Consider the following 23858-nt stretch of genomic DNA (forward strand, 5'->3'; position numbering starts at 1 on the left):
GAAGGAGGTCCCAAGACTGCATCCATCGGCACTTGCCGATCAATCCTGCCCTTAGGAGCAGTTGACGGCCAAATCCTTGAGCTGTCGCACTTTCGAGGTCGAACGGCGCGCTAGTTCGCTTCGTCCGGCACATGCGGCAGCGGCAGGAAATCGACGCCGTCGTCGATCAGCTCGGCCACTTCATCACGGGTCGCTTCGCCATAGATGCCGCGCGGGTCGGCTTCCTTGAAGTGGATCTTGCGGGCTTCCTCGGCGAACTTGTCGCCGACATAGTCGGCCTCGCTGGTGACCTTCTTGCGCATCACGCGCAGCATTTCACGAATCTCGGCCTGCTGCGGATGACCGCTCGACAGCGACAGCTTGTCGGAGTTCATCCGCGACACCGCCGGCGCCATCAGCGCCTTGTCCACCTTCACCGAATTGCAGATCGGACAGGTGACGATGCCGCGCGCCGCCTGCTCGTCATAGGCCTCGGCGCTTTTGAACCAGGCGTCGAACTTGTGGGATCTGTCACAGATGAGGGAATAGCTGATCACGCCGACACGTCCTCTCGGGCGAATACCGTGGGGCCCGAAGCGCTGAGCGTTAGCGAAAACCGGCGTGCGTTGGCAAGCGCTGGAACCTTGCCGCGGGCGTCATCCACCGCTGATAGCTCGATATCAGCGATGGCGATCCCCGGACCGTCGCCACCGAGCTCGCTGACGATCCGGCCCCAGGGGTCGATAATCATCGAATGGCCCCAGGTGGAACGGCCATTCTCGTGCGTGCCGGCCTGCGCCGCCGCGATCACCCATGAGCCGGTCTCGATGGCGCGGGCCCTGAGCAGCACTTCCCAATGCGCTTCGCCGGTCGGAACGGTGAAGGCGGCCGGCACCGAAATCACCTTGGCCCCGGCTTCCGCCAGCGCCCGGTGCAGCGCCGGAAAACGCAGGTCGTAGCAGATGGTCATGCCGAGCGGGAAACCCGGCGCTTCGCTCATCACCGCGGCATCGCCGCCGGCATAGGTCTCGCTCTCGCGATAATTCCTGAGCCCGGGGAGCGTCGCGTCGAACAGGTGGATCTTGTCATAGGTGGCGGCGATCGCGCCGTCGGGACGGAACAGCACCGAACGGTTGGCAAAGCGCCCGTCGGGCAGCGCCACGGCGAGCGAGCCGAGATGGAGGCTCACGCCGAGCCGTTTCGCGATATCGCCAATCCGGGCAATCGCCGGGTTAGTCTCCCACGGCCCGGCGACGGCTTTGAGCCCGTCACGATTCTCGGCGAACACCACCGAGACTTCCGGCGACAGCAAATAGGTCGCGCCCTGCCTCGCCGCCTCGCTGGCCAACCGCTCGAGCTGGTCGAGGTTGGGGCCGGGCTGGGTGCCGGAATTCATCTGCAGGGCGGCGACGCGCATTCAGCCAGTCCTAATTGGTGAGCAGCGGGTCGAGCTGGCCGCGGCGGTCGAGCGCCGCCATGTCGTCATAGCCACCGACATGGGTTTCGCCCACGAAGATCTGCGGCACGGTGCGGCGGCCATTGGCGCGCTGCACCATTGCCATGCGGACGTCGGGGTCGTCGGCATCGACCTCCTCGTAGCTCACGCCCTTTTCGTCCAGCAGCGACTTGGCTGCATGGCAATAGGGGCACCACTGGGTCGTATAGATTTCTACCTTCTTCATCTCGCCTACAAAAACGCTGGGGTTTGTTGACTTCTATATGGGGAGTTCCGCGCCCGTCACAACGCGTGCGAACGAGATCACATCGATTTTGATCACTCCGGCCCGCTTCAGCTCACGGGTGATGGCTTTGACGGTCGAGCCGGTGGTGATGACGTCGTCGACCAGCACCACGCCGCGCCCCTTGAGCCGGCGCAGCGCTTCGGCATGTGCGGTGAAGGCGCCGGCGACGTTGCGTTGACGCGCATCGTTGGAAAGCCCGACCTGCTGCCGCGTGCGGCGGCTGCGGGCGACGAGCCCGGTATCGACGGAAAGTCCAGTAAGGCGCGCCAGCGCCCGGGCCAGTTCAGTCGATTGGTTGTAGCGGCGCTCGAACTGGCGCCAGCGATGGAGCGGCACCGGCACGAGGACCGGTCCTTCCGCCCAGAACTCTGCCCCAGCCGGGTGCATCAGCCGGGCGCAGAACCCGGCCAGTTCCGGCCTGTCGCCATACTTGAGCCGGCTGACGATAGCGCGCGCCACCTCGTTATAGAGCACGGCGGACCGCGCCCGATCGAAGGGCGGTGGATCGGCGATGGCCTCGGCCGAGCGGGCATCGGGGCCGATCGAGACCTCGAACGGCAGGCCCAGCACCGGGCACCAGGGCCGGGTAATCGGCCGGAGGCTGGCAAAGCAGCGCGGACAGAGCGCCGCGTGTGCGGCGGTCGGCGCCCCGCAATCGAGGCAGGTCGGCGGATAGACCAGATCGAGCAATGCGCCACCCAGCCGCGCCATGGCCGCCGATCCCGCTTTGACTTTGCCCTGCCCCAATTCCATAACGCCGCAGTCTAAAGCGGGAACCGGAGAAGTGGCGAGACCTTTCCGGCTCGATCCCGTGACCAAACCAAACTCGAACTCAGTGCGGATCGACGAATGGCCCTGCCCCCGAAGGTTTTCGACCGCACGCTGATCGCAGAGCACTTGTCGCGGCGGCCGGCCGAGCCGGACGATTTCGTCACCCAGCTGGCGCTCGATGACCTGGCCTCGCGGCTCATTACCGTGTCGCGCGATTTCGAGCAGGCGCTGATCATGGCGCCGGATGGCGCGCGGCTACCACTGATGGGCCGCTCGGCCAGCGGCGCCTTCGCCTTCGAGCGCGTCTCGACAGTACTCGGCTCGCCCGATGCGCCGCTGGTCGATCCCGAGGCATTGCTGCTGCCGCGTGAGGGTTACGACCTGGTCGTCTCGCTGTTCGACCTGCAGGTGATCAACGACGTACCGGGCTTCCTCGCGCGCATCCGCGCTCACCTCCGGCCTGACGGACTGATGATCGCCGCGGCGCTCGGCGGCGACAGCCTGACCGAGCTGCGCCAGGCGTTCCTGCGCGCCGACGCCGAAACCTCCGGTGGCGCCTTCGCCCGGGTCGCGCCATTCATCCCGCTGGCCGATGCCGGCGGCCTGCTGCAACGCTCGGGCTATGCCCTGCCGGTTACCGACCTCGAGACCTATCCGATCCGCTATGGCGACCTGCTGCGGCTGATGCGCGAGCTCAAGGCACTCGGTGCGCAGAACCCGCTGGCCGACCGGCCCGGCCGCATGGCGACCAGGACCCTGATCGCCGCTGCCGGCGCCGCCTATGCCGAACTCGCGGGCGACCCGGACGGCCGGGTACGGGCAACGCTGGAAATCATCTGGCTCAGCGGCTGGGCCCCGCACGAGAACCAGCAAAAGCCGCTGCGCCCCGGCAGCGCCACGGTGCGGCTCAAGGACGTACTGGGGAACGGCTAGCGGGTGGTTACGCCTCAGATGTCGTTGATATTGTCGAGCTGTTCAATGGTGCGGCCCGACACGAAGTCGAACAACGAAATGACGCTCTCGCCGGTCAGGGACATGGCGACAAGCGCCCCAATTGCTATCAATCCGGCAACCAGTCCATATTCGATTGCCGTCGCTCCGCCGTCATCGGCGACGAAGCGTCTGATCTGACGGCAAACACCCCTCATCGCCCACCCTCAGAGCAGATCGCAGAGCGGAGCGATCAGCGGTTCGTCGGCCGGAGGCATCGGGTAATCGCGCAGCTGCTGCGGGCGCACCCACTTCAGGGCGGTGTGTTCGCGAGCCTGCGGCACTCCTTGCCACTTACGACAGACGTAAAGTGGCATCAGAAGATGAAAGCTTTCGTAAGAGTGAGACGCAAAGCTTAACGGAGCAAGGCACGCGCTCTGGGTGGAAATACCGAGTTCTTCTTCCAGTTCGCGGATCAATGCCGCCTCTGGACTTTCCCCCGGCTCGAGCTTGCCGCCGGGGAACTCCCACAATCCCGCCAGCTGCTTGCCTTCCGGTCGCTGGGCGATCAGCACCCGCCGGTCGGCATCGATCAGCGCGCAGGCGACGACGAGCTGGATCTTCACCCGCGGCCCCAATCCGGGGCGCGCCGGTAGCTGTAGGGGTAGACTTCACCGAAGCCGAGCGAGCCATAAAGGTTGAGTGCCGGGGTATTACTGGCCAGCACCTGGATGGCCGAATGGGTGGCGCCCTTCGAGCGCACCCAGTTGAGCGCCGCGCCCATCACTGCCCGGCCATAGCCCATGCCGCGCGCATTGGGGTGGGTGACGACATTGAGATAGATGCCGATGCCACTCGCGACCGCCGCCAGCGCCGCCGCCACCGGAAGGCCGGCCTTGTGATAGACCAGCACACCGCGAGCCTCGCAGGCGATATGCCCGAGGATCTCGCTCGCCACGTCGATCGTCGGCTGGTCATAGCCCGACATCTGCGCCTGTGCCCTGATCCATTGCGGATCGGTCGGCTCAAAATAGCGGGCCTGGAAATCGAGCGGGAAATCCTCGTCCGGCATTTCCATCGCCATGACCAGGCTCGGCTCGAATTCCTCCCACAACAGCCCATCGAGCACTTCGACGATCTCTGGTGCGGTGAGCGGGGTCACCCTGAACACCGGCGGGATGCGGTGGCGCTTCGACAGTTCGGCGAGCCGCATCAGGCGCAGCTCGGCATAGCCGCCGTCGCTCGGATCGAGGCAATGGATCGAATTGGCGCGCTTGGTATAGCCCTGGGCATAGCGCCACAGCCACAGCCCATCCTGCGCCTGCCGCAGCGCCGGCCATGCCGTAAGAGTGGCGCCTTCGATCTGACTGACGCTGAGTGGAACCATCAGGACCTGTAATCGCCGTTGATGGTGATGTAGCCGTGCGTCAGATCGCAGGTATAGACGGTTGCCGTGCCGGCTCCGAGCCCGAGCCCGACCCGCACCTCGATCTCTTCATTCTTCATGTAAGCGCTGGTCGCCGCCTCGTTATAGGCGGGGTCGCGCTCGCCCTGGGTGGCGACGCGGATATCGCCGAAGCTGATCTCGAGCCGGTCCCGGTCGGCCGGCTCGCCGGCCTTGCCCACCGCCATGACGATGCGGCCCCAGTTGGCGTCCTCGCCGGCAATGGCAGTCTTGACCAGCGGTGAGTTGGCGATCGACTGCGCGATACGGAACGCGCTCTTGTCGCTCTCGGCGCCCTCGACGGTGACGCTCACCATCTTGGTCGCGCCTTCGCCGTCGCGCACCACATGGATGGCAAGCTCGTGCAGCACGTCGGCCAGCGCCTCGGCGAACACCTCAGCGCGGGGGTCGGAGGCCGAACTGATGGCGGGGATGCCAGCCTTGCCGGTGGCGAAGACGAGGCAAGTGTCGGACGTCGAGGTGTCGCTGTCGACGGTCACGGCGTTGAAGCTCGTGTCGATTGCAGGCTGCAGCAGGCCCTGCAACACACCCGCCGCGATCGGTGCATCGGTGAATACGAAGCTCAGCATCGTCGCCATGTCGGGCGCGATCATCCCCGACCCTTTGGCGATGCCCGAGATCACCACCGGCACGCCATCGAACTCGACGGTGGCGGTCGCCACCTTGGCGAAAGTGTCGGTGGTCATGATCGCCTTGGCGGCATCCATCCACGGACCGGGCGCCAGGCGGGTCGCCATCTCGGAGGTGACGCCGGCAAATTTCTGCGCATCGAGCGGCTCGCCGATGACGCCGGTGGAGGCGAGGAAGATCTCATCGGGCGCAACGCCCAGCGCCTTCGAAACGATATCGGCTGAGAGGGAGACCGAAGCCTTGCCCTTCTGGCCGGTAAAGGCATTGGCGTTGCCCGAATTCACCAGCAGCGCGCGGGCCTTGCCGCCCCCGAGATTCTGTCGGCACCAGTCAACAGCCGCCGAAGGACACTTCGAACGGGTCAGCACACCGGCAACAACAGTTCCCTCGTCCATCGAGACGAGCAGAACGTCAGTGCGATTCTTGTATTTGATCCCGGCCTCGGCCGTCGCAAACCGAACTCCCGCGACATCCGGCAGTTCCGGGTAAGTCTTGGGCGCGAGGGGAGAAACGGGATGGGCCATGTTGCGTCCTATGCGGCGACAATAGGCCCATCCGTTTGCCTCAAGCCTTGCTGTGAAGCAAGTCGTTCATTTGCTCATAGCGCTTTCGAATGCGTGTCCCCGCAGAGGCGGGATTGCGAACTTGTCGGGTTCGCCAGGGCATCAAACTCAAGCCAGCCGGCCCGTCGCGATGAAACGGCCGAAACGCGACTGAATGCCCGGGATGATGAAGTAAACCATGGCGATCACCATCAGCGGCGCGACGACAAAGTTACGCTCCCACACCGGCCAGCCCTCGGTGAACGGCGCCACCAGATAGATGATCCCGGTGATCACAGGGTAGACGGCAACGAGCACCAGCAATGCCATGCGGGTGCGGGCCGCCAGCGACGGGCGGGCGGGCTTGGCAGGTGCAGCCACGGTGGCAGTGGCGGGTGCGGCAGAGACAGCAGATTGAATGGACATTTCCAGACCCCATATGAACGGTACGGCTCGTTACATAACGAAACGGAACGTAACGTTCAAGTGGATTCGAGCAGCTATTTCGTGTATCCCAGCCATGCACCTCCGTGGGGGCTTCAGTGAGAACCATGTCCAGCATCGAGAGCCAGTCGCGCAGATCCATCGGAGCCGCCCGCAACCCGGACAGCCACGAGGCGATCCTGGCCGCGGCCGAGGAAATCTTCTGCGAGGCCGGTTACGCCGGCTTTTCGATTGAAGCCGTGGCGCGGCGGGCCCGTGCCGGCAAACCCACTATTTACCGCTGGTGGCCATCCAAGGCGCACCTGCTGCTCGACGTCTATACGCGGCTCAAGAGTTCGCGCATGCCCGATCCGGATACCGGGACGCTCGAAGGCGACATTCGCAGCTTTCTGACCGAGCTGGTGCGCTTCTGGTCCGGCAATACCGGCGGGGTCTACAAGTCGCTGATCGCCGAAGCCCAGGCCGACGACAAGGCCGCCGAGGCGCTGCAGGCCTATTCGATCGAGCGCACGCAGCACACGGCTGGCATGTTCGAGCGCGCCAAGGCACGCGGCGAAATGCGGGCCGATGCCGACAGCCTCGCCGCCTCCGACCTGATGTCGGCCTATGCCTGGAAACTGTTGCTGACCGACCGGCTCGCCGACCAGGCCGACATCATCGACAAGGTCACCTCGATCCTGGTCCGCGGCCTCGTCAAATGACAGAACCCCGGCCGAGGCCGGGGTTCTGATCGTCTCGTATCTGGCCGAAGCTGTTACGGTGCGGTGCCGGCAGCGCCTTCGGCGGCCGGTTCGGCCTGCTTCTTGACCGCTGCGGCGAGCGCCGCGTCGGGGATGTCGAGCTTGGCGTCCTTCTTCAGCGCTGCGACCGCCTCGTCGAACGCCTTGAACATCACCTGCTGGCCCAGCTGCTGCTGCACCTGCTCGATCGGCGGAGGCGAGCTCATGCGCTTCTCCTCGACCTTGATGATGTGCCAGCCGAACTGGCTCTGCACCGGATCCGAAATCTTGCCCGGCTCGAGCGTGAAGGCCACGGCCTCGAACTCCGGCACCATCATGCCCTTGGAAAAGAAGCCAAGGTCGCCGCCGTTCTGCTTGCCGGAGGGGTCGGTGGTCTTCTCCATGGCCAGCACTTCGAACGGCTTGCCGCCGTCGAGCTCGGCCTTGACCGCCTTGGCCTCCTCTTCGGTGGCAACGAGGATGTGACGGGCGTGCACTTCCTCGACCGGCTTGAAGTCCTTCACCAGCTGGTCGTAGGCCGTCTTCACCGATTCCTCGGTCACCGCGGTCGCAACCTTCTGGGTGAAGTAGTCGCGGCGCAGCGAGCGCTCTTCGAGATACTGCAGGCGGCGCTTGAACAGGTCGGTATCGGCCATGCCGGCAGCTTTGGCCGCCTTGGCCATCACTTTCATGTCAATCAGCACGGTGACGAGGAAGGCGCGACGCTCCTCGGGCGGCACCTGCTGCAGTTCCTGCTGCAGGTCTTCGGCAGCAAACGCCAGGTCTGCCTCGGTAATGGTCTGGTCGCCGATGGTCGCGACCACCGTCTCGGGCGCCGCGGGGGCGGCTGCGGCCGGGGCAGCGGCATCCTGCGCAAGGGCGGCGACGGGGGCGAAGCCAAGCGCTGTGCCGAGCAGCAGCGCACCGGCCAGGGTCTTCAGAACTTTATGGAAACCCCGCGGGGCATGGACATTCATTGGGAATTCTCCTCGGATGGCGCAGAGCCCCCGGCCCGCGGCCGGCGAGGTTTGGCCCATTTGCGTTCCGTTGACAAGCAAAACACCCGCTCTTACATGTCGCACCACTTCAAAGAGTGTTGACGGGTGAGGACCCGCCGCCTGCCGGATGAGATGAAGCGCCTTAGCGCCACCCGGCCCTGAACAATCAAAGGACGACACGAATGGTACTGGCTGCAATCGCCAAGGCGATCTTCGGTTCGGCGAACGATCGGCAGGTGAAGAAGTACCTCCCGAGGGTTGCCGCGATCAACGCGCTGGAGCCGGAGTTCGAAAAGCTCACCGACGAGCAGCTGAAGGCCAAGACCCAGGAGTTCCGCGATCAGCTCGCGGCTGGCAAAAGCCTCGACGATATTCTCGAGCCCGCCTTCGCCACCGTCCGTGAAGCGTCCAAACGCGTGCTCGGCATGCGCCACTTCGACGTACAGCTGATCGGCGGCATGGTGCTGAACAACCGCTCGATCGCCGAAATGAAGACCGGTGAAGGCAAGACCCTGGTGGCGACGCTGGCGGTCTACCTCAACGCGCTGCCCGGCAAGGGCGTGCACCTCGTCACCGTCAACGACTATCTGGTGCGTCGCGACCTCAACTGGATGGGCCAGATCTACCGCTTCCTCGGCATGACCACCGGCATCATCGTGCATGGTCTCGACGACGCCGAGCGCAAGGCCAACTACGCCGCCGACATCACCTACGGCACCAATAACGAGTTCGGCTTCGACTACCTGCGCGACAACATGAAATACAGCCGCGACCAGATGGTGCAGCGCGGCCACGAATACGCCATCGTCGACGAAGTGGACTCGATCCTCATCGACGAAGCGCGCACCCCGCTTATCATTTCCGGCCCCTCGGCCGACCGCTCCTCGCTCTACGAGATGGCCGACACGCTGATCCCGCTGCTCGGCGAAGGCGATTTCGAAATCGACGAGAAGCAGCGTTCCGCCACTTTCACCGATCAGGGCATCGAGAAGCTCGAGGCCGCTCTGGTCGAGAACGGGCAGCTCAAGGGCGAGAACCTCTACGACATCGAGAACGTGGCGCTGGTGCACCACCTCAACTCGGCTTTGCGCGCCCACAAGATGTTCCAGCGCGAGAAGGACTACATCGTCCGCAACGACGAAGTGGTGATCATCGACGAGTTCACCGGGCGAATGATGCCGGGCCGCCGCTATTCGGAAGGCCTGCACCAGGCGCTGGAAGCCAAGGAACACGTCAAGATCCAGGCCGAGAACCAGACGCTGGCCTCGATCACCTTCCAGAACTATTTCCGCCTCTACAAGAAGCTGGCCGGCATGACCGGCACGGCGGCCACCGAAGCCGAGGAATTCGGCGATATCTACGGCCTCACCGTCACCTCGATCCCGACCAACGTGGCCGTCAAGCGCAAGGACGAGGACGACGCCATCTTCCGTACCGCGGCGGAGAAGTTCGACGAAATCGCCAACCTGATCGCCGATGCGCGTGGTCGCGGCCAGCCGATCCTCGTGGGCACCACCTCGATCGAGAAGTCCGAGATGCTGGCGGAGATCCTCCGCGGCAAGGGCATCAAGGACATCGCGGTGCTGAACGCCCGCCACCACGAGCAGGAAGCGCAGATCGTCGCCGATGCCGGTGTTTCCGGCGCCGTCACCATTGCCACCAACATGGCCGGCCGCGGTACCGACATCCAGCTCGGCGGCAACCTCGAGATGCGCATCGAGAAGGAGGCTGCGGGCCTCGAAGGCGCCGAGCGCGACGCCAAGATCGCCGAGATCAAGCGCACCATCGCCGAGGACAAGGCCAAGGTGCTGGCCGCCGGCGGCCTCTACATCATCGGCACCGAGCGGCACGAAAGCCGCCGCATTGACAATCAGCTGCGCGGCCGCGCCGGTCGCCAGGGCGACCCGGGCCACTCCAAGTTCTTCCTGAGCTTGCAGGACGACCTGATGCGCATCTTCCCGGTCGAGTCGATGGATTCGATGCTGAGCAAGCTTGGGCTCGAGCAGGGTGAATCGATCACCCACCCGTGGGTGACCAAGGCCATCGAGCGCGCCCAGGCCCGCGTCGAAGCCCGCAACTTCGACATCCGCAAGAACATCCTCAAGTACGACGACGTGATGAACGATCAGCGCAAGGCGATCTTCACCGAACGTCTCGAACTGATGGACAGCGAGGACGTCGCCGAGACCGTCAACGAGATGCGCCACCAGGTGGTGGACGACATCATTTCGAAGGCCATTCCGGAGCGCGCCTACCCCGAGCAGTGGCAGGTCGAGCAGCTGGTCGCAGCCGGCAAAACCTACCTCAATGTCGACCTGCCGGTTGAGGCGTGGACGCACGAGGAAGGCATCGACGTCGAAGCGGTGCGCGAGCGCATCACCAAGATCGCCGACGAGTCCGCTGCCGCCAAGGTGGCCCGCTACTCGCCCGACATCATGCGCCAGGTCGAAAAGTCGATCCTCTTGCAGTCGATCGACGGGCTGTGGCGCGAGCATCTCGTGACCCTCGACCACCTTTCGAAGGTGGTCGGCTGGCGCGGCCTCGCACAGCGCGACCCGCTGAACGAGTACAAGCGCGAGGCCTTCGAGCTGTTCGAGCAGTTGCTGGCGAGCCTGCGCGAACTGGTGACCACCCAGCTCAGCCACGTCGAAATCCAGATGCGCCAGCCCACGCCGCCGCTGCCGAACTTCGACGGGCTCGACGAAATCCACATCGACCCGACCACCGGCGAGAATGACGCCGATGACGACATCACCGGCACCATGCCGCGCGCCCTCGGGCCCACCCCGTCGCTGGCGGCCTTCGCCGCCGCTGGCGCTGCTGCCGGTGCCGGCGTGATCGAGGCCGATCCGGCCCTCAGACCCATCGACCCCAAGCTGCTGGTCGGCGTCTCCCGCAACGCCCCCTGCCCCTGCGGCTCGGGAAAGAAGTTCAAACACTGCCACGGCGCGTTCTGACGCTGCTGCAAACTCCTGAACAGCCAACCGGCCGGTTCCTTACGGGACCGGCCGGTTTCTTTTGCCCACTGGAATAGGCGGGCACGACGCCAAGTCAGCGCTTGCAAACCCAAAAGCCGCAACAGTAGCGTCGGCGATCAAGATCGCGTTGCAGGGCAGCGCGATTTTGTGCTGCGCTGATCTTGGCACGGGGCCTGGCCCTTCGACACGCGGCACTGTTGTAGTTTGGGGGGATCGATGGCGTATCTGGTCGGCGCGCTGCTCGGCGGTGTAATCGGCTGCGTTTTCTTCGGCGGCTTGTTTGGCTGGGTCATTCACAAGCTGTTCCGGCTGCCATACTCGACCGCCGACGCATCGGGGTTGCTGGCGGTCATCCTCCTTGCCGGCTTCACTAACTCGTCGCCCGGCCAATCGATCCTGTCGACCTGGGCGTTCTACTTTGTGACCTCGGTGCCCGCCTACTTCATCCTGGAGCGCCTGCGCCTGTCGCGTGCGGCAGCATCGGCGCCGCCGGAGTTGAGGCGCGAACCGCCGATGCACTCGGAACCTGCCGAGCCCGAGCAATCGGCGCTGGCAGCCGAGATGGAGCTCGAGGAAGAGATCGCCCTGTCGGTGCGCGCCGAATATCCGGCACAACCGGCTCCCCCGACACGACGCAAGGCTCAGAACTTCATCGCCCGGCACTGGCGCGGCGAACTCTCGCTTCCGGTGTCCTATTGGCTGATCAGCTTTGCCACCAACGTCTGCGGCATCCTGGCCGTCATCATCCTCACCACCACCTTCACGCCGAATGATGGCTACGAACCCGCCGGGATCCTCGTGTTGTTGGCGGTCACCTGGGCGATCCTCGTTGTGCTGCTGGTCTGGCAGATCGTCGGGCTTTGGCGGTCGGCCGCGCGGCGCGCCGAGGAGCAGTTCAAACTGCACCGGAGCGCGTTCTGGGCCCGGGCCGCGCAGTTCATGGCGGTGATCGGCGTCCTGCAGTTCGGCGCCAGCTTCGCCAACACCGGCCTCCCACAGTTTACCGAACTCTCCCGCATCGTCTTCCAGAACGATCCGGACATTCCGGATGCGACGCTGCGGATCTCCGACGATGCTCGTATCCTGCTACTCAGCGGCGGCATCAAGTACGGACTCGCGGGCCAGGTGGAGACGCTGCTCAAGGCGGCTCCCAACATCGCCGGCCTGTTGCTCAGCAGCCCCGGCGGGCGGGTGGCCGAGGCCGAAAAGGTGTTCGATCTGGTTCGTAGCCGCGGCCTCGACACCTTCGTGTCCGACGAATGTTCATCGGCGTGCACGCTGATTTTCGTTGCGGGGCGCAATCGGCTGGTCGGGCTTCGCGGATTGCTGGGGTTTCACGGCAGCTATTTTCCCGGGGTGACCGCAGCAGATCTTCAGGCGGCCAACGCCGAATGGGCCAAGCTGTATCAGTCGGCGGGCCTGTCGCCGGAGTTTCTCGACCGCGCCTTACAGGTCCCACCAGAAAAGATGTGGTATCCGACTCAGGCCGAGCTTCGGCAGGCCGGCGTTATCGTCGGTGAGGCTTCGAAGGTGGCCGCGCTTCCTGATGGCTTTACCCCTGAAGCGTCGCTTGCCTCGGTCCGCGAGACCTTTGTCGCCATCTCCGGCGTCTACGAAGCTATCGATACCCACGCCCCGGACCGCGCGGCCGATATCTATGCACTTGGACTCGACCTCGCCGAAGGGTGGATCGACGAGGACACGATGGCCAGCCGGGTCAGCGGCATCATCGGCGAGGTCGTAAGGAGTCGGCTTTCCGGGGCAAGCGACGATACACTGGTCGAGTATGCGGCACTTGCTGCTGCCGAGTACGATGCATTGCTGAAAGTCGACCCGACCGCTTGCTTCCACTATGCATCAGGCACGCGCTCCATCAACTTGAGCAACTACGTCCCCGCGGACCTCACGGCCCGTGAGGTTGCGCTCAATGAACGGATCATCCGCAGCTCCGGCACGGCCACATTCGTCAATCGGGCCTACCTCGATGCAATCTGGGCGGATGTAGCCGCAGCCATGCAAACTACCGTTACACCGGAGCAGCTTGACGTGTTTGCAAGGCCGCTGGATCAGGTCGACCAGAGCGAGCACGGCACATACTGCCTCGCAGCAATCGCCGCGATGCAGGAACTATCGAAGCTGCCGGCGCATCGGGCCGCCGCGGCACTGCGGGATATGTATCACCGGCAGTAGTCCGGCTCAGTTGCGCGCCGAAACAGCCACCGAGCGTCAGACCGTTGCCGCTTCCCGCTTCGGACGCCGCACCGCCCGCACTGTCCCGACATTATTGCCGCCGCAATAGAAGCGGTCGCCGCCATCAGACTCGAGGCCGGAGACGCCTTTGCCAGGCGGCATGTCGAGTTGTTCCAGCACTTCGCCCGATTGCGGATCGACGCGCCTGATCTCGCTCTGCCCATCCTCGAGCGTCGCATGCCAGAGTTCGCCCTCGACCCAGGTCACCCCGGTGACGAAGCGGTTGGAATTGATGGTGCGGAGCACTGCGCCGGTTTCGGGATCAACCTGCAGGATCTGCTTGCTGCGATACTGCCCGACCCAGAGCGAACCCTCGGCCCAGGCAAGGCCGGAGCCGCCGCCCGGCGACGGAATGGTCTTGACCACCTGCCCGCTCTGCGGATCGATCTTCTGGATCACGTCTTCGGCGAGCTGGTAGAGGTGCTCGCCGTCGAACGTGGTGCCGGCATGCGCCGCGACATCGATGCTCCGCACCGCTTCGCCGCTTTCGGGGTCGAAGGCATTGATCCGGTCGCCCGAGGCGAACCACACGTTGGTGCCATCGAAGGTGACCCCGGCCACCGAGTCCACCCCGGGGAACGGACCGTATTCGCGAACAATCTCGGCATGCGCATGCTTCATCGGACTGACCTCTCACTATCGCTTCGAGTGAACACCTAGTCGCCCGGCAGGGGACCCGGGAGTAACAAAGCCGTCGGGAAACCCGGCACCGGCGGAGTGATCCAGCGCAGCGCCCGCCCGCGGCCGAACGACTGCACCTTGCCGGCCTCGGCCAGCTGCTCCAATGCCCGCTGCACGGTGCGCGGGCTGGTGCCGAGCGCCAGGGCGAGCGCCGAACTCGCCCACGCCTCGCCGTCCGCCAGGAGCGCCAACACCCCGGCATGCTGATCTTCCACCGGCGGCGCCAGCACCACGACCTCGCGCGCCGCGACGGGGGCAAGTGTGAAGCCGGCCATGGTGGCGTTGATCTCGGCGATCCCGACCAACTCGGACCGCAACCGCCCCATTTCCACCCGCAGCCGGGCGCGGTGCGATTCGTCCGCTTCCTTGCCGCGGAATGCCTCGGCGACCAGCTGGGCTCGCGACACGTCCCTGGGCCACGCTTCAGCCAGCGCGCGCAGCAGCGCAAACAGCACCGGGCGCGTTGCAAGGTGAACGACCACCCCCGCCTGCCGAACCACATTGCGCGTCGCGTCGACCACCAGGGCGCCCGACGCCAGCACCTGTTCGACACCGGCGAGGGTAAGGGCCCGTTCGCCGCCGCCCCCAATCAGCCGCGCTGCCGGCTCGTTCAGCACCCGGGCATCGGCCTCGATCTCGGCCACCAGCGAGTGGATGCCGGCCTGCTGTGCCGCCCCCAGCGCCCGATCGAACGCGGCATGCGCCGGCTCGGTCTGCACCCGCCGCATGGCGATGCCGGCGGTAACCAGCTGGTGCACGGCAACGCTCGCCGGCGGCAGCTGCTGCAGGTCGAGCTGCGCCAGGATCCGCTCGGCCTCGTCCACCCGCCCGATCAGCAGCAGCCGGCGCGCTGCGAGGTTGGCGGCATGCGCGGCGTTGGCCCGATCGCCCTGAGCCTCCAGCTCGCGTTGCGCTGTTGCCAGCGCTTCGGGCTGCCAGGAGAGGTCGCGCGACACCAGCGCGATCTCCGCCTCGGCCACCACACAGCGGGCCCGCGCCACCGCCTCACGGGCATGAAATGCCTTGCCCGCTGCCTTGAGCAGCGCTTTGGCCCGCTCGAGATCGCCCAGTTGCGCCATGGCGATGCCGCGCAACGCCAGCGCCGGCGCGTCGTCGCGCAGCGCCACGCGCTTCAGCGCGCCAAGCGGATCACCGGCCCCGAGCGCCCGCGCTGCGGCGGTGATCAGCGAGTCCATTCAAATCCCGTCACACTTGTCACTCTCACCCCGATCTGCCCCGCGCCTAGGTTCCGTTCACCGACGAGGAACGCAACCCCTCCAACAACGGGAGATCAGCCATGACCACCCTCGAACTCTATGAAATCGCTGCAGACAAGTCCCGCCAAAGCAGCGTCACCCGCGGCCTGATGAAACTGGCCCTGCGGCTCGCCACCTGGCGGGCCCGCCGCCGGACTGTCCTCAGGCTCGCCACCCTCGACGCCTTCCAGCTCGCCGATATCGGCCTCGACCGGGCCGATGTCGAGGACGCCCTCGACGGCGACGCCCGCCGGCTCTGGGCCCGCATCCGCCAGCGCAACGCCAGCTGACCCACCCCTCACGCCAGGAGAACTGCAATGCAAGACAAGCACTACACCACCACCATCACCGTCAAACAAAGTCCTGAAGCGGTCTTCGCCGCCATCAACAATGTGCGCGGCTGGTGGTCTGAGGACGTCGAGGGCAGCACCGCCATGCTCGGCGATGTCTGGTTCTACCACGCCAGGGACCTGCACCGCTGCACCCTCAAGGTCGTCGAGTGGCTGCCGAACCAGCGCGTCGCCTGGCGCGTGCTCGACAACCATTTCAGCTTCACCGCCGACAAGACCGAGTGGATCGGCACCACCATCGCCTTCGATATCGAGCCGGTCGGCGAGGGCGCGCGGTTGACCTTCACCCATGTCGGCCTGGTGCCCGACTACGAGTGCTACGACGTCTGCCACGATGCCTGGGGCACCTATATTCGCGGCAGTCTCAAGGCCCTCATCACCTCGGGCAGCGGCCAGCCCAATGTCGGCGCTGCCATCACTGCCGCCGAGCCCACGCTTCCCAACCACGGAGACCACGCCATGAACGAGACCAGCTTCACCACCGCGTTCACGGTGGACCAGAGCCCCGAAGCGGCCTTCGCCGCCATCACCGATCCACGCGCCTGGTGGAGCGGCGAGTTCGAGGGCGGCACCAAAAAGCTCGGCGACGTGTTCAGCTACCGCTACCAGGACTTCCACTATTCCAAGCAAGTCGTGACCGAACTGGTACCCAACAAGCGGGTCGCCTGGCAGGTAGTCGAGGGCACGCTGAGCTTTGTCGAAGACAAGACCGAGTGGGTCGGCACCACCATCATCTTCGACATCGGCTTGAAGGACGGCAAGACCGAGGTGGTGTTCACCCACGAGGGCATCGCCCCCTCGGTCGAGTGCTATGACACCTGCTCGGACGCCTGGACCTCGCTGATCCAGGGCAGCCTCAAGCAGCTGATCCAGAGCGGCAAGACCGAACTGATCGAGCTGGCCGCGCCGGCTGTGTGAGAAGCGACACTGTTCGATGTTGCGACGAGTCAAACGGCTGCCCGGTGGTTGACTGACCCCCACCCTTAATCCCTCCCCGCAAGGGGGAGGGAGACGCAAACTGAAGGGGTCGTGTGAGGGTCTCCCTCCCCCTTGCGGGGGAGGGGACAGGGGTGGGGGGCAGCCCGCACCAGCGTTAGAGGGTTCAGCAGAGGGTGCCCCCTAAGGCGTATCCACCACTTGCCGTCGCGGCCGCCGCTCGCTCCAGGCGAGCACCAGCCCCGCGACGATCACTAGCGCGGCGCCGAGGAACACCACTTCGGCCGGCTGTTCGCCCCAGAACAGGAAGCCGAAGACGAAGCTCCAGATCAGCGCGAAATACTCGACCGTGCCGAGCACACTCGCCGGCACCAGGCGCGCCGATTCCACCAGCACATATTGCGCCGTGCCGCCGACGATGCCAGTGGCGACCACGATGGCGATCTGCAGCGGGTCCATGTCGGTCCAGAACGGGATCGAGGCCAGCCCCATCACCAGCGTGTAGAACAGGTTGAGCGAGAAGATCAGCACCATCGAGCTCTCGGATTTCGAGATGGTGCGCATCAGGATCATCGCCACCGACCAGAAGAACGCCGCGCCCAGCACCATCAGCGCTGGAATGCCGAAGCTCAGCCCGGCCGGATTGCAGGCGATCAGTACGCCGAAAAACCCGATCGCCGAGGCGCCGACCCGCGCCAGCGTCAGTTGCTCTTTGAGGAAGATCACCGCCAGGATGATCGTCAGCACCGGCGCGAAATAGTAGAGCGTCGTCATCTCGGCGAGCTGCAACTCGCGCCCGGCCGAATAGTACATGCACCAGGCCGCCAGCGTCAGGATGGCGCGCAGCAGCAGCATCGGCTTGTTGCCCGAGCGGATCAGCTCCAGCACCAGCTTCCGTCGCCCGATGACGAGGCAGATCACGACGATGACCAGGCTGCGCACGAACAGGATCTGCACCACCGGCAGCGCATGGATCACCGCCTTCACCAGTGCATCGTGCACCGAGAACAGCGTGTAGGCGAAAATGCCAAGCGCCATGCCCTTGAGCGAGGCGGACTGATGCGCGGACGTGGCGGCAGGTGAGGACACGAGGGACTCGGAGTGGCAGCAGAGGCAAATGCCCGCGCTAGCTCTAGCGGGTCAACACATTGCATGCACCGGCAAACTTTGAGCGGGGGCGCTGCAGCTCCCCAAACTCGGTGTCATCCCAGCGAAAGCTGGGACCCAACTATCCGCTGGTGCGGGTAGTGAGATGGGTCCCTGCTTTCGCAGGGATGACACGCGGTGGGTGTGGAAGCATCGCACCGCGGGAACGCTGCTCCTCCACCGTCAGGTGCAGGTCACCCGCACCTCGGCAAAACCAGCCTCGTCGGCCGAGAACACCATCACCGTGCAGCTGGTGCCGGCAATGGTGCCGAAACCGGTCTCGACCACCTGGCCGACGCCATCCATGGTGACCGTATCGGCCGTGATCAGGCCGGTCTTTATCACCGCCTTTGACTGGCAGATCGGATAGCTCTCACCCGGCGTCACCATGAAGCGGGTACCGAGCGGGATGCAGTCGGTGGTCGGCAGGTTCGGGTCGATCTCGGCGGTCTCGGTGCTTGCGTCCGGGGCGCCGGGCAGAGCGGCGGGGGCCGCCGCGACAGCAGCCTGTTGCGCCGTCCACTCGCCCTCGAGCTTCACCATCCGGTCCTGCAGGGCCAAGAGGCCCGCCGCGGTGCCGTCGTCGACGGGCGCCGCCGCGGCCTCGGCACGCTTGGCGAGCTCATCTACCGAGCTGCGCAAAGCCACCACCGCCTCGGTCACCGCCTTGGTCTTCATGTCGGTATTGAGCTGCACGGCGACCGCCCCGGCCAGCGCCACCAAGCCGACGATGGCGGCGAGGAACGGGATCAGCCGGTCGATCAGGACCAGGCGGCGATAACGGCGCATTCCGGCCCCTCCGCGTCTGCGCCAAAGCGATATTCGCCCCGGCAGGCTGCCACCCTGGGCGGGGTGCCCACCGCCTCGAACAGGTCGTGGCCGGCCTTGAGATTACGCCAGAACGGCGCCCAGGTGTTACCGCCCTCGGCGGCCAGCGCCATGGCCGTCATGCGGAACGGGAAGACGTGCACGTCGACGGCGTCCTGACCATGGCTCAGCGCAGCTTCGACCACCGCATAGACCTCGTCGACGTTTGGATCGGTGATGGCGTAGCAGCCGATCGAGGAGCAGCCGCCATGCACCATCAGCGCCGAGCCGGTGCGGCCAAGCTGCCGGTCGAAAGCATTGGGAAAACCGAGGTTGAAGCTGAGGTGATGGCGCGAATTGGGGTTCAGCTGGCTCTGCGCCACCCGGTAGAAGCCCTCCGGTGACTGCTTGTCGCCTTCCTTGAGCTTGGGCCCGAGATCGCCCGAGAATTTGCAGATGTCATAGTCGCGGAACAGCGCATAGCGCCCGCCGGCGCGCTGCAGCCACAGCTCCAGCTTGTGCTCGCGCTTGAAGATGCGGACATACGCCCTGTCGCCGAGCGCAAACCCGGCTGCCGTCAGCTCGGCGACGAACTGCGTGCGGTCATAGACGCGCTCGGTGGCGATGTCGCGATCTCCCGTTCGTTCGGTGAGCACGAAGCGCCCAACCAGCGCCGCCGAGAGGAGCAGGACCCCGATCGCGATGGCCATGCCAACATGGGAGCGACGGGACCGCATCGCAAGATGACCGTCTACGCTCGATGCAGGCGCGGCAGCGGAATCGGCGCCACCTTGCTCGGGTCGATCACCCCGGTCTCGGCGCCACCGCCGAACATACCACCCAGGAAGCTGCCGATCGCCTCGCCACGCGCCTTCGCCGCAGCCTTCTCGTCGGCTGCCTTCTGCGCCTCGGCTGCCGCTTTGGCGGCCTTGTCGGCGAGGTTGGCGACTTCCTTGGCCATCGCCGCCTCGTCGGCGGCGGCCTTGGCCTTTACCGTATCCGGCACGTTCTGCGCTACCGTCACCGGGCAGCTGCCCAGCGCATCGAGCGCTGTGCCGCCTGGCACGTCGAACACGTATTCCTTGTTGCAGACATCCCAGGACACCGGCGCCTTCGAGATCTCGAAGCGGTCGTAGCCTTCCTTGATGTCCTTCCAGAAGCTCATATTCGGATTGTCGGCATGCTTGGCGAGGTTCTGCGCCGACATGCGGAACGGATAGATCTGCAGCTGGAACGAGGCGTTGCCGCCTTTGAAGCTCTCGCGCGCCAGCGCATAGATCTCGGCGATCGACTCGTCAGTCATCGAGTAGCAGCCACGCGACGAGCAATCGCCGTGTACCATCAGGTCCGAACCGGTGCGCCCATAGGCGCGGTCGAACTTGTTGGGAAAGCCGGTGTTGAAGGCCAGGTAGTAGTTCGAGTTCGGGTTCATCAGGCCGGGCGTGACCGTGTAGAAGCCCTCGGGCGACTGGCGGTCGCCTTCCTTCACCTTCGGGCCGAGTTCGCCCGACCAGGCGCAGATCTGATAGGATTTGAACAGCTTGAAGGCGCCGGAGCTGGTCTGCTTCCAGACCTCGAGCTCCGAGCTTTCCTTGAAGATGCGGACCATCATCGCCGCTTCCGGCGACGAGCCAAGACCGGCGAGCCGGCTGACGGTCTCCTGCTTCAAGGGCGCCATCGCCTTGGCGTTGCCCGGCTTCAGACCGCCGCAGCCGGCGAGCAGCGCGGCCACGCTGATGGCGGCGCCAACAAGAAGGATGGAACGGAGCGTTCTGCCCAAAGTCAGCTACCCGAAATGCTTGTCTGCCCGAACAATCGGGTTACGAGCGGACGGTTACCATGTGGTAAGCCGGCATGGTTAACGGCCCGTTTACTATTGGCTTCATGCCCGCTGCTTCGGTGCCAATCAACTCAAATTGGTGCCGATCGCGAGGAATTTGTCACGCCTGTGTTCCCGGACCTCCAGTCGCCCCCGTGTGCCCGGGAAATCGGTCAGAAACTGGGTGATGGCGCGTGCGGTCGAGGCCATCACCTCTGCGTGATGGCGGTGCGCGCCACCGGCCGGCTCCGGGATGATGCCGTCGATCACCCCGAGCCCGAGCAGGTCGGGCGCGGTGATCTTCTGCGCCGCCGCCATATCGGGGGCGCGGGCTGCGTCACGGAACAGGATCGCGGCGCCCGGCTCGGGCGAAATCACCGAGTAGATGGCGTTCTCGAGCATCAGCACGCGATTGGCCGTGGCGATGGCGATGGCGCCACCCGACCCGCCCTCACCGATGATGATGGCGATGTTGGGAATACCGAGCTGCAGACAGCGCTCGGTCGAGCGCGCGATCGCCTCGGCCTGGCCGCGTTCCTCGGCGCCGATGCCCGGATACGCGCCGGCGGTATCGACGAACGACACCAGGGGGATATCGAAGCGGTCGGCCATGTCCATGATGCGCACCGCCTTGCGGTAGCCTTCGGGCCGCGCCATGCCGAAATTGTGCTTCAGGCGGCTCTCGGTGTTGGAGCCCTTCTCCTGCCCCAGGATCGCCACCGGCTGCCCGTTGAAGCGGCCAAAGCCGGCCTGCAGCGCCGGATCCTCGGCGAACTTGCGGTCGCCGGCCAGCGGTGTCCACTCCGATATCAGCGACTTGATGTAGTCGGAAAAGTGCGGGCGCTGCGGATGGCGCGCCACCTGCGTCTTCTGCCAGGGGGAAAGCTTCTTGTAGATATCGACCAGCGCCTCGTCGGCGCGGGCCGAGAGGCGCGTCACCTCTTCATCGATGGACACGGCCTGATCGGACGTGGCGAGGGATTTGAGCTCGGCGATCTTGCCTTCGAGATCGGCGACCGGCTTTTCGAAATCGAGATAGGACTGCATCCAACCCGCCAGATAGAGGAAGGGCGTCAACTCGCGCCCTAAAGTGGCCGGAAAGTGGCGATGCGGCCCCGCCGAGTCAAGCATCGAGCGGTGGCCGGGGACCCATTCCACCGCTCTGTCACGCCGCGTTAACCAATGCATGACGCATTCATGACAACGCTGGAGCAAACGACCGGAACCATCCTTCGACCATGACGACCTATGCCCTGGTGAGCGTTGGCTGCCCGCATTGCAGCGGCCAGTTCCTCGAAAACGCCAAGCTGGTACGCCCCGACGGCGACGCCTGGTGTCCGCATTGCGAGAAACTGTTCACGCTGGATCCTGGCAACCTGGCGACCCGCCGTACCCTCGCCGAAGCCAAGGCCGCCCGGCGCCGGCGTAAGGAGCGGCTTACCGAGCTGCGCGCCACCTGGAGCGACGTCCCTGCTGCACCGCCCAAGCCGATGCTGATGGGTGACGTACTGCGTGCGCTGGACGAACTGCTCGACCGGCTCGACGGCCTCACCCACAAGCGCTCCTGAGACCTACTGGCCCGTGATCCGGTAGACCAGGGTGAACCACACCTCGCGCGCCAGCATTGGCAATTGCGTGCCCAGCGTCTGGTAACGGCTGGTCGGCGTCGCCGCAGGCCAGGCATCGATCCCCAGCTCGCGCGCCATGGTAACAGCGCGCCTCAAGTGCAGCGGATCGCTGACCACCAGCACCCGGGCCAGCTGATGCTCGGCCAGGATCGGTGCGGCGAAGTCGATGTTCTGCCTGGTCGTCCGCGACTGCGTTTCGACGAGGATCGCCTCGGCTGGAATGCCCGCCGCCATCGCCCACGCCCGCCCGGCCTCGGCCTCGCCGACCGCATCGTACGGGTTCTTGCCGCCGGTCATCACCAGCGTCCGCACCTTGCCGGCCTTGTAGAGCGCGACAGCGTGCCTGAGCCGCTCCGCGAACACCGGCGTTGGATGATCCCCGGCCACGGCCGCACCCAGCACCAGCGCCGCATCGGCGGAACCGGGATCGCTGCTGTTACCGAAGCTCCAGATGTCGAAAGCGATCCACGCCACAACGAGCACCATCGCCGCAGCGACGAGGCCAAGCACGCGGAACAGCAGGCGCAGCTCTCAGCCCTCCGCCAGCGGATGGTGCGCTTCGACCAGCGATTTCAGCTTCTCGTCGAGGACGTGGGTATAGATCTGCGTGGTCGAGATGTCGGAATGCCCGAGCAGCGTCTGCACCACTCGCAGGTCCGCGCCGCCCGCCAGAAGGTGGCTGGCAAAGGCATGCCGCAAGACGTGCGGCGACACCCGGGCCACGGAAATCCCCGCCCGCCCGGCCAGCCGCTTGAGTTCCCGCGCAAACACCTGCCGGCTGAGATGGCCGCTCTCGCCGCCGGCTGGAAACAGCCACACGCCGGGCTCGAGCCGCGTCAGATACGCCTTCACCGCATCGCGCGCCCGATCGGTGAGCGGTACGATCCGCTCCTTGCCGCCCTTACCGCGCACGGTGAGAAAGCTGGCGTCGCGCATCACCGCGGCCCGCTTCAGTTCCACCAGCTCCGATACGCGCATGCCAGTGGCGTAAAGCAGCTCGAGCAGCAGGTAGAGCCGTCCCGCCATGGCGCGCTCAGCCTCGCTCACCTCCGGCGCTTCGATCTCGGCTTCCGCAAGGCTCAGCAGCCGATCGATCTCGGCGATCGACAGCACCTTGGGCAGGCCTCGCCTCGCTTTGGGCGAAGCGATGATTCGCGTCGGGTCGTCGCCGCGCACCGCATCGGCGGCGAGGAACTTGTGGAACTGCCGGATCGCCGAGAGCTTTCGCGCACTCGAGGAGGCGGCTATGCCCTCGGCTTCGAGGAAGGCGAGATACTCCGTCACCTGTTCGCGCCCGGCCGCGGTCGGTCCGGTGCCGCGACGCGCCAGGAACCCGCAATAGTCGCCAAGATCGCGGCGATAGGCATCGATGGTGTTTTTGGCCGCGCCACGCTCGGCGCTCATCATCTCGAGGAACGCGTCGACCAGATGGCCGCCGCTCATTCGATTCCCTGTTGCCGGGTCACCACTTCACCCTCCTCGGCCGGTGCATCGCTGGCGGGCTCGACCGACAGCGCCGGCTCTTCGGCAGCGGGCGGCGCGGCCGCCGGTGCTTCGGGTTGACGTGTGGTGTTGATCTCGCGCCGCACCAGCGGATCGCGCTGCGTCGAGGGCACCAGGTCGCGCGCCGGAATGCGGATGGTCACTTCCTTGTCGCGCGGCTGGACGATGGCGACGAGCGCGAACATGGCCCCGTAGCCCAGTCCGACCAGGACCAGCAGGATGACGATCAGACGAATGAGAGTCGGCATGGCAATCCGCTTTTGTCACGCTACGGGCCAGTCTCC

27 protein-coding genes are annotated in these 23858 nt (G+C 65.5%); 7 read left to right on the top strand and 20 right to left on the bottom strand.

Annotated elements, in window-relative coordinates; translation table 11 throughout:
* Window positions 1–110: 110 nt before the first annotated feature.
* Genes ASC89_RS25275 through ASC89_RS25290 form a run of 4 tightly spaced genes read right to left on the bottom strand, consistent with a single transcriptional unit; the run spans window position 111 to window position 2432 of the window.
* Window positions 111–536, bottom strand: a complete 426-nt coding sequence (locus ASC89_RS25275) for a DUF1178 family protein (protein ID WP_055886305.1) — start codon at window positions 534–536, stop codon at window positions 111–113.
* Window positions 533–1396 (bottom strand): carbon-nitrogen hydrolase family protein, encoded by an 864-nt coding sequence (locus ASC89_RS25280; RefSeq protein ID WP_055886309.1) that lies wholly within the window; start codon window positions 1394–1396, stop codon window positions 533–535. Before ASC89_RS25280 ends, ASC89_RS25275 begins: the two co-directional genes overlap by 4 nt.
* A 10-nt stretch (window positions 1397–1406) precedes the next feature.
* On the bottom strand, window positions 1407–1661 hold the full coding sequence (gene grxC / locus ASC89_RS25285) for a glutaredoxin 3 (RefSeq protein ID WP_055886312.1): 255 nt from the start codon (window positions 1659–1661) through the stop codon (window positions 1407–1409).
* Window positions 1662–1694: 33 nt separating this feature from the next.
* Window positions 1695–2432, bottom strand: coding sequence for a ComF family protein (locus ASC89_RS25290; protein ID WP_055887129.1), 738 nt, complete (start codon window positions 2430–2432; stop codon window positions 1695–1697).
* Between the two features lie 138 nt (window positions 2433–2570).
* Here ASC89_RS25290 and ASC89_RS25295 point away from each other — a divergent pair, with 138 nt between their 5' ends.
* The gene (locus ASC89_RS25295) at window positions 2571–3425 is read left to right on the top strand and encodes a hypothetical protein (protein WP_055886316.1); all 855 of its coding nucleotides are present in this window, start codon (window positions 2571–2573) and stop codon (window positions 3423–3425) included.
* A 14-nt stretch (window positions 3426–3439) separates the two neighbouring features.
* On the opposite strand, the gene ASC89_RS29170 is transcribed toward ASC89_RS25295, so the two are convergent.
* The 5 genes from ASC89_RS29170 to ASC89_RS25320 form a co-directional block, all read right to left on the bottom strand.
* Window positions 3440–3640, bottom strand: a complete 201-nt coding sequence (locus tag ASC89_RS29170; protein WP_055886320.1) for a Flp family type IVb pilin — start codon at window positions 3638–3640, stop codon at window positions 3440–3442.
* A 9-nt stretch (window positions 3641–3649) separates the two neighbouring features.
* Window positions 3650–4048, bottom strand: coding sequence for a (deoxy)nucleoside triphosphate pyrophosphohydrolase (locus ASC89_RS25305; RefSeq protein ID WP_082528513.1), 399 nt, complete (start codon window positions 4046–4048; stop codon window positions 3650–3652).
* A complete protein-coding gene (locus tag ASC89_RS25310; protein ID WP_055886326.1) occupies window positions 4045–4809 on the bottom strand; it encodes an N-acetyltransferase in 765 nt (254 codons plus the stop codon). The genes ASC89_RS25305 and ASC89_RS25310 overlap by 4 nt, the downstream gene beginning before the upstream one ends.
* On the bottom strand, window positions 4809–6041 hold the full coding sequence (gene argJ, locus ASC89_RS25315; RefSeq protein ID WP_055886330.1) for a bifunctional glutamate N-acetyltransferase/amino-acid acetyltransferase ArgJ: 1233 nt from the start codon (window positions 6039–6041) through the stop codon (window positions 4809–4811). Before argJ ends, ASC89_RS25310 begins: the two co-directional genes overlap by 1 nt.
* 147 nt (window positions 6042–6188) lie before the next feature.
* Entirely contained in the window at window positions 6189–6485 is a 297-nt protein-coding gene (locus ASC89_RS25320) for a hypothetical protein (RefSeq protein WP_244488555.1), read from the bottom strand.
* Window positions 6486–6610: 125 nt separating this feature from the next.
* Here ASC89_RS25320 and ASC89_RS25325 point away from each other — a divergent pair, with 125 nt between their 5' ends.
* Window positions 6611–7204 (top strand): TetR/AcrR family transcriptional regulator, encoded by a 594-nt coding sequence (locus ASC89_RS25325; RefSeq protein WP_055886338.1) that lies wholly within the window; start codon window positions 6611–6613, stop codon window positions 7202–7204.
* A 53-nt stretch (window positions 7205–7257) separates the two neighbouring features.
* Here the strand turns inward: ASC89_RS25325 and ASC89_RS25330 are convergent, their stop codons facing one another.
* Entirely contained in the window at window positions 7258–8199 is a 942-nt protein-coding gene (locus ASC89_RS25330) for a peptidylprolyl isomerase (protein ID WP_055886341.1), read from the bottom strand.
* 203 nt (window positions 8200–8402) lie between these two features.
* On the opposite strand from ASC89_RS25330, the gene secA reads away from it, so the two are divergent.
* Window positions 8403–11177 carry a preprotein translocase subunit SecA gene (gene secA / locus ASC89_RS25335; protein WP_055886344.1) on the top strand — a complete coding sequence of 925 codons (2775 nt, stop codon included), beginning with the start codon at window positions 8403–8405 and terminating at the stop codon, window positions 11175–11177.
* 237 nt (window positions 11178–11414) lie between these two features.
* Entirely contained in the window at window positions 11415–13388 is a 1974-nt protein-coding gene (locus ASC89_RS25340) for a hypothetical protein (RefSeq protein WP_056003256.1), read from the top strand.
* A 36-nt stretch (window positions 13389–13424) separates the two neighbouring features.
* Here ASC89_RS25340 and ASC89_RS25345 read toward each other — a convergent pair whose 3' ends face one another.
* Complete coding sequence (locus tag ASC89_RS25345) at window positions 13425–14069, bottom strand: PQQ-binding-like beta-propeller repeat protein (protein ID WP_056003259.1); 645 nt, start codon at window positions 14067–14069, stop codon at window positions 13425–13427.
* A gap of 35 nt (window positions 14070–14104) precedes the next feature.
* Window positions 14105–15325, bottom strand: a complete 1221-nt coding sequence (locus tag ASC89_RS25350; protein ID WP_056003262.1) for a response regulator transcription factor — start codon at window positions 15323–15325, stop codon at window positions 14105–14107.
* A 101-nt stretch (window positions 15326–15426) separates the two neighbouring features.
* On the opposite strand from ASC89_RS25350, the gene ASC89_RS25355 reads away from it, so the two are divergent.
* Both ASC89_RS25355 and ASC89_RS28855 read left to right on the top strand, forming a co-directional pair.
* Window positions 15427–15675, top strand: coding sequence for a DUF1127 domain-containing protein (locus ASC89_RS25355; protein WP_056003265.1), 249 nt, complete (start codon window positions 15427–15429; stop codon window positions 15673–15675).
* A gap of 27 nt (window positions 15676–15702) precedes the next feature.
* Complete coding sequence (locus ASC89_RS28855) at window positions 15703–16653, top strand: SRPBCC domain-containing protein (RefSeq protein ID WP_200940488.1); 951 nt, start codon at window positions 15703–15705, stop codon at window positions 16651–16653.
* A gap of 201 nt (window positions 16654–16854) precedes the next feature.
* On the opposite strand, the gene ASC89_RS25370 is transcribed toward ASC89_RS28855, so the two are convergent.
* The 5 genes from ASC89_RS25370 to ASC89_RS25390 form a co-directional block, all read right to left on the bottom strand.
* Entirely contained in the window at window positions 16855–17760 is a 906-nt protein-coding gene (locus tag ASC89_RS25370) for a DMT family transporter (RefSeq protein ID WP_156384775.1), read from the bottom strand.
* A gap of 240 nt (window positions 17761–18000) precedes the next feature.
* Complete coding sequence (locus ASC89_RS25375) at window positions 18001–18606, bottom strand: hypothetical protein (protein WP_056003269.1); 606 nt, start codon at window positions 18604–18606, stop codon at window positions 18001–18003.
* Entirely contained in the window at window positions 18579–19334 is a 756-nt protein-coding gene (locus tag ASC89_RS25380; RefSeq protein WP_056003272.1) for a murein L,D-transpeptidase, read from the bottom strand. Before ASC89_RS25380 ends, ASC89_RS25375 begins: the two co-directional genes overlap by 28 nt.
* A 41-nt stretch (window positions 19335–19375) precedes the next feature.
* The gene (locus tag ASC89_RS25385; protein ID WP_056003274.1) at window positions 19376–20404 is read right to left on the bottom strand and encodes a murein L,D-transpeptidase family protein; all 1029 of its coding nucleotides are present in this window, start codon (window positions 20402–20404) and stop codon (window positions 19376–19378) included.
* A 126-nt stretch (window positions 20405–20530) separates the two neighbouring features.
* Window positions 20531–21490 (bottom strand): acetyl-CoA carboxylase carboxyltransferase subunit alpha, encoded by a 960-nt coding sequence (locus ASC89_RS25390; RefSeq protein ID WP_055886383.1) that lies wholly within the window; start codon window positions 21488–21490, stop codon window positions 20531–20533.
* Between the two features lie 191 nt (window positions 21491–21681).
* Between ASC89_RS25390 and ASC89_RS25395 the strand changes: the two genes are divergently transcribed.
* Window positions 21682–22011 (top strand): hypothetical protein, encoded by a 330-nt coding sequence (locus tag ASC89_RS25395; protein ID WP_056003277.1) that lies wholly within the window; start codon window positions 21682–21684, stop codon window positions 22009–22011.
* Window positions 22012–22014: 3 nt separating this feature from the next.
* Here ASC89_RS25395 and ASC89_RS25400 read toward each other — a convergent pair whose 3' ends face one another.
* From ASC89_RS25400 to ASC89_RS28885, 3 genes are read right to left on the bottom strand one after another with little or no spacing between them, the layout of a single operon-like run.
* Window positions 22015–22581 (bottom strand): YdcF family protein, encoded by a 567-nt coding sequence (locus ASC89_RS25400; protein WP_056003280.1) that lies wholly within the window; start codon window positions 22579–22581, stop codon window positions 22015–22017.
* Window positions 22582–22602: 21 nt separating this feature from the next.
* A complete protein-coding gene (locus ASC89_RS25405) occupies window positions 22603–23514 on the bottom strand; it encodes a site-specific tyrosine recombinase XerD (protein ID WP_056003283.1) in 912 nt (303 codons plus the stop codon).
* Window positions 23511–23822, bottom strand: a complete 312-nt coding sequence (locus ASC89_RS28885; protein WP_056003286.1) for a hypothetical protein — start codon at window positions 23820–23822, stop codon at window positions 23511–23513. The genes ASC89_RS25405 and ASC89_RS28885 overlap by 4 nt, the downstream gene beginning before the upstream one ends.
* Window positions 23823–23858: the final 36 nt, after the last annotated feature.

The sequence above is a fragment of the Devosia sp. Root413D1 genome (assembly GCF_001425235.1).
Classification (GTDB): Bacteria; Pseudomonadota; Alphaproteobacteria; order Rhizobiales; family Devosiaceae; genus Devosia_A.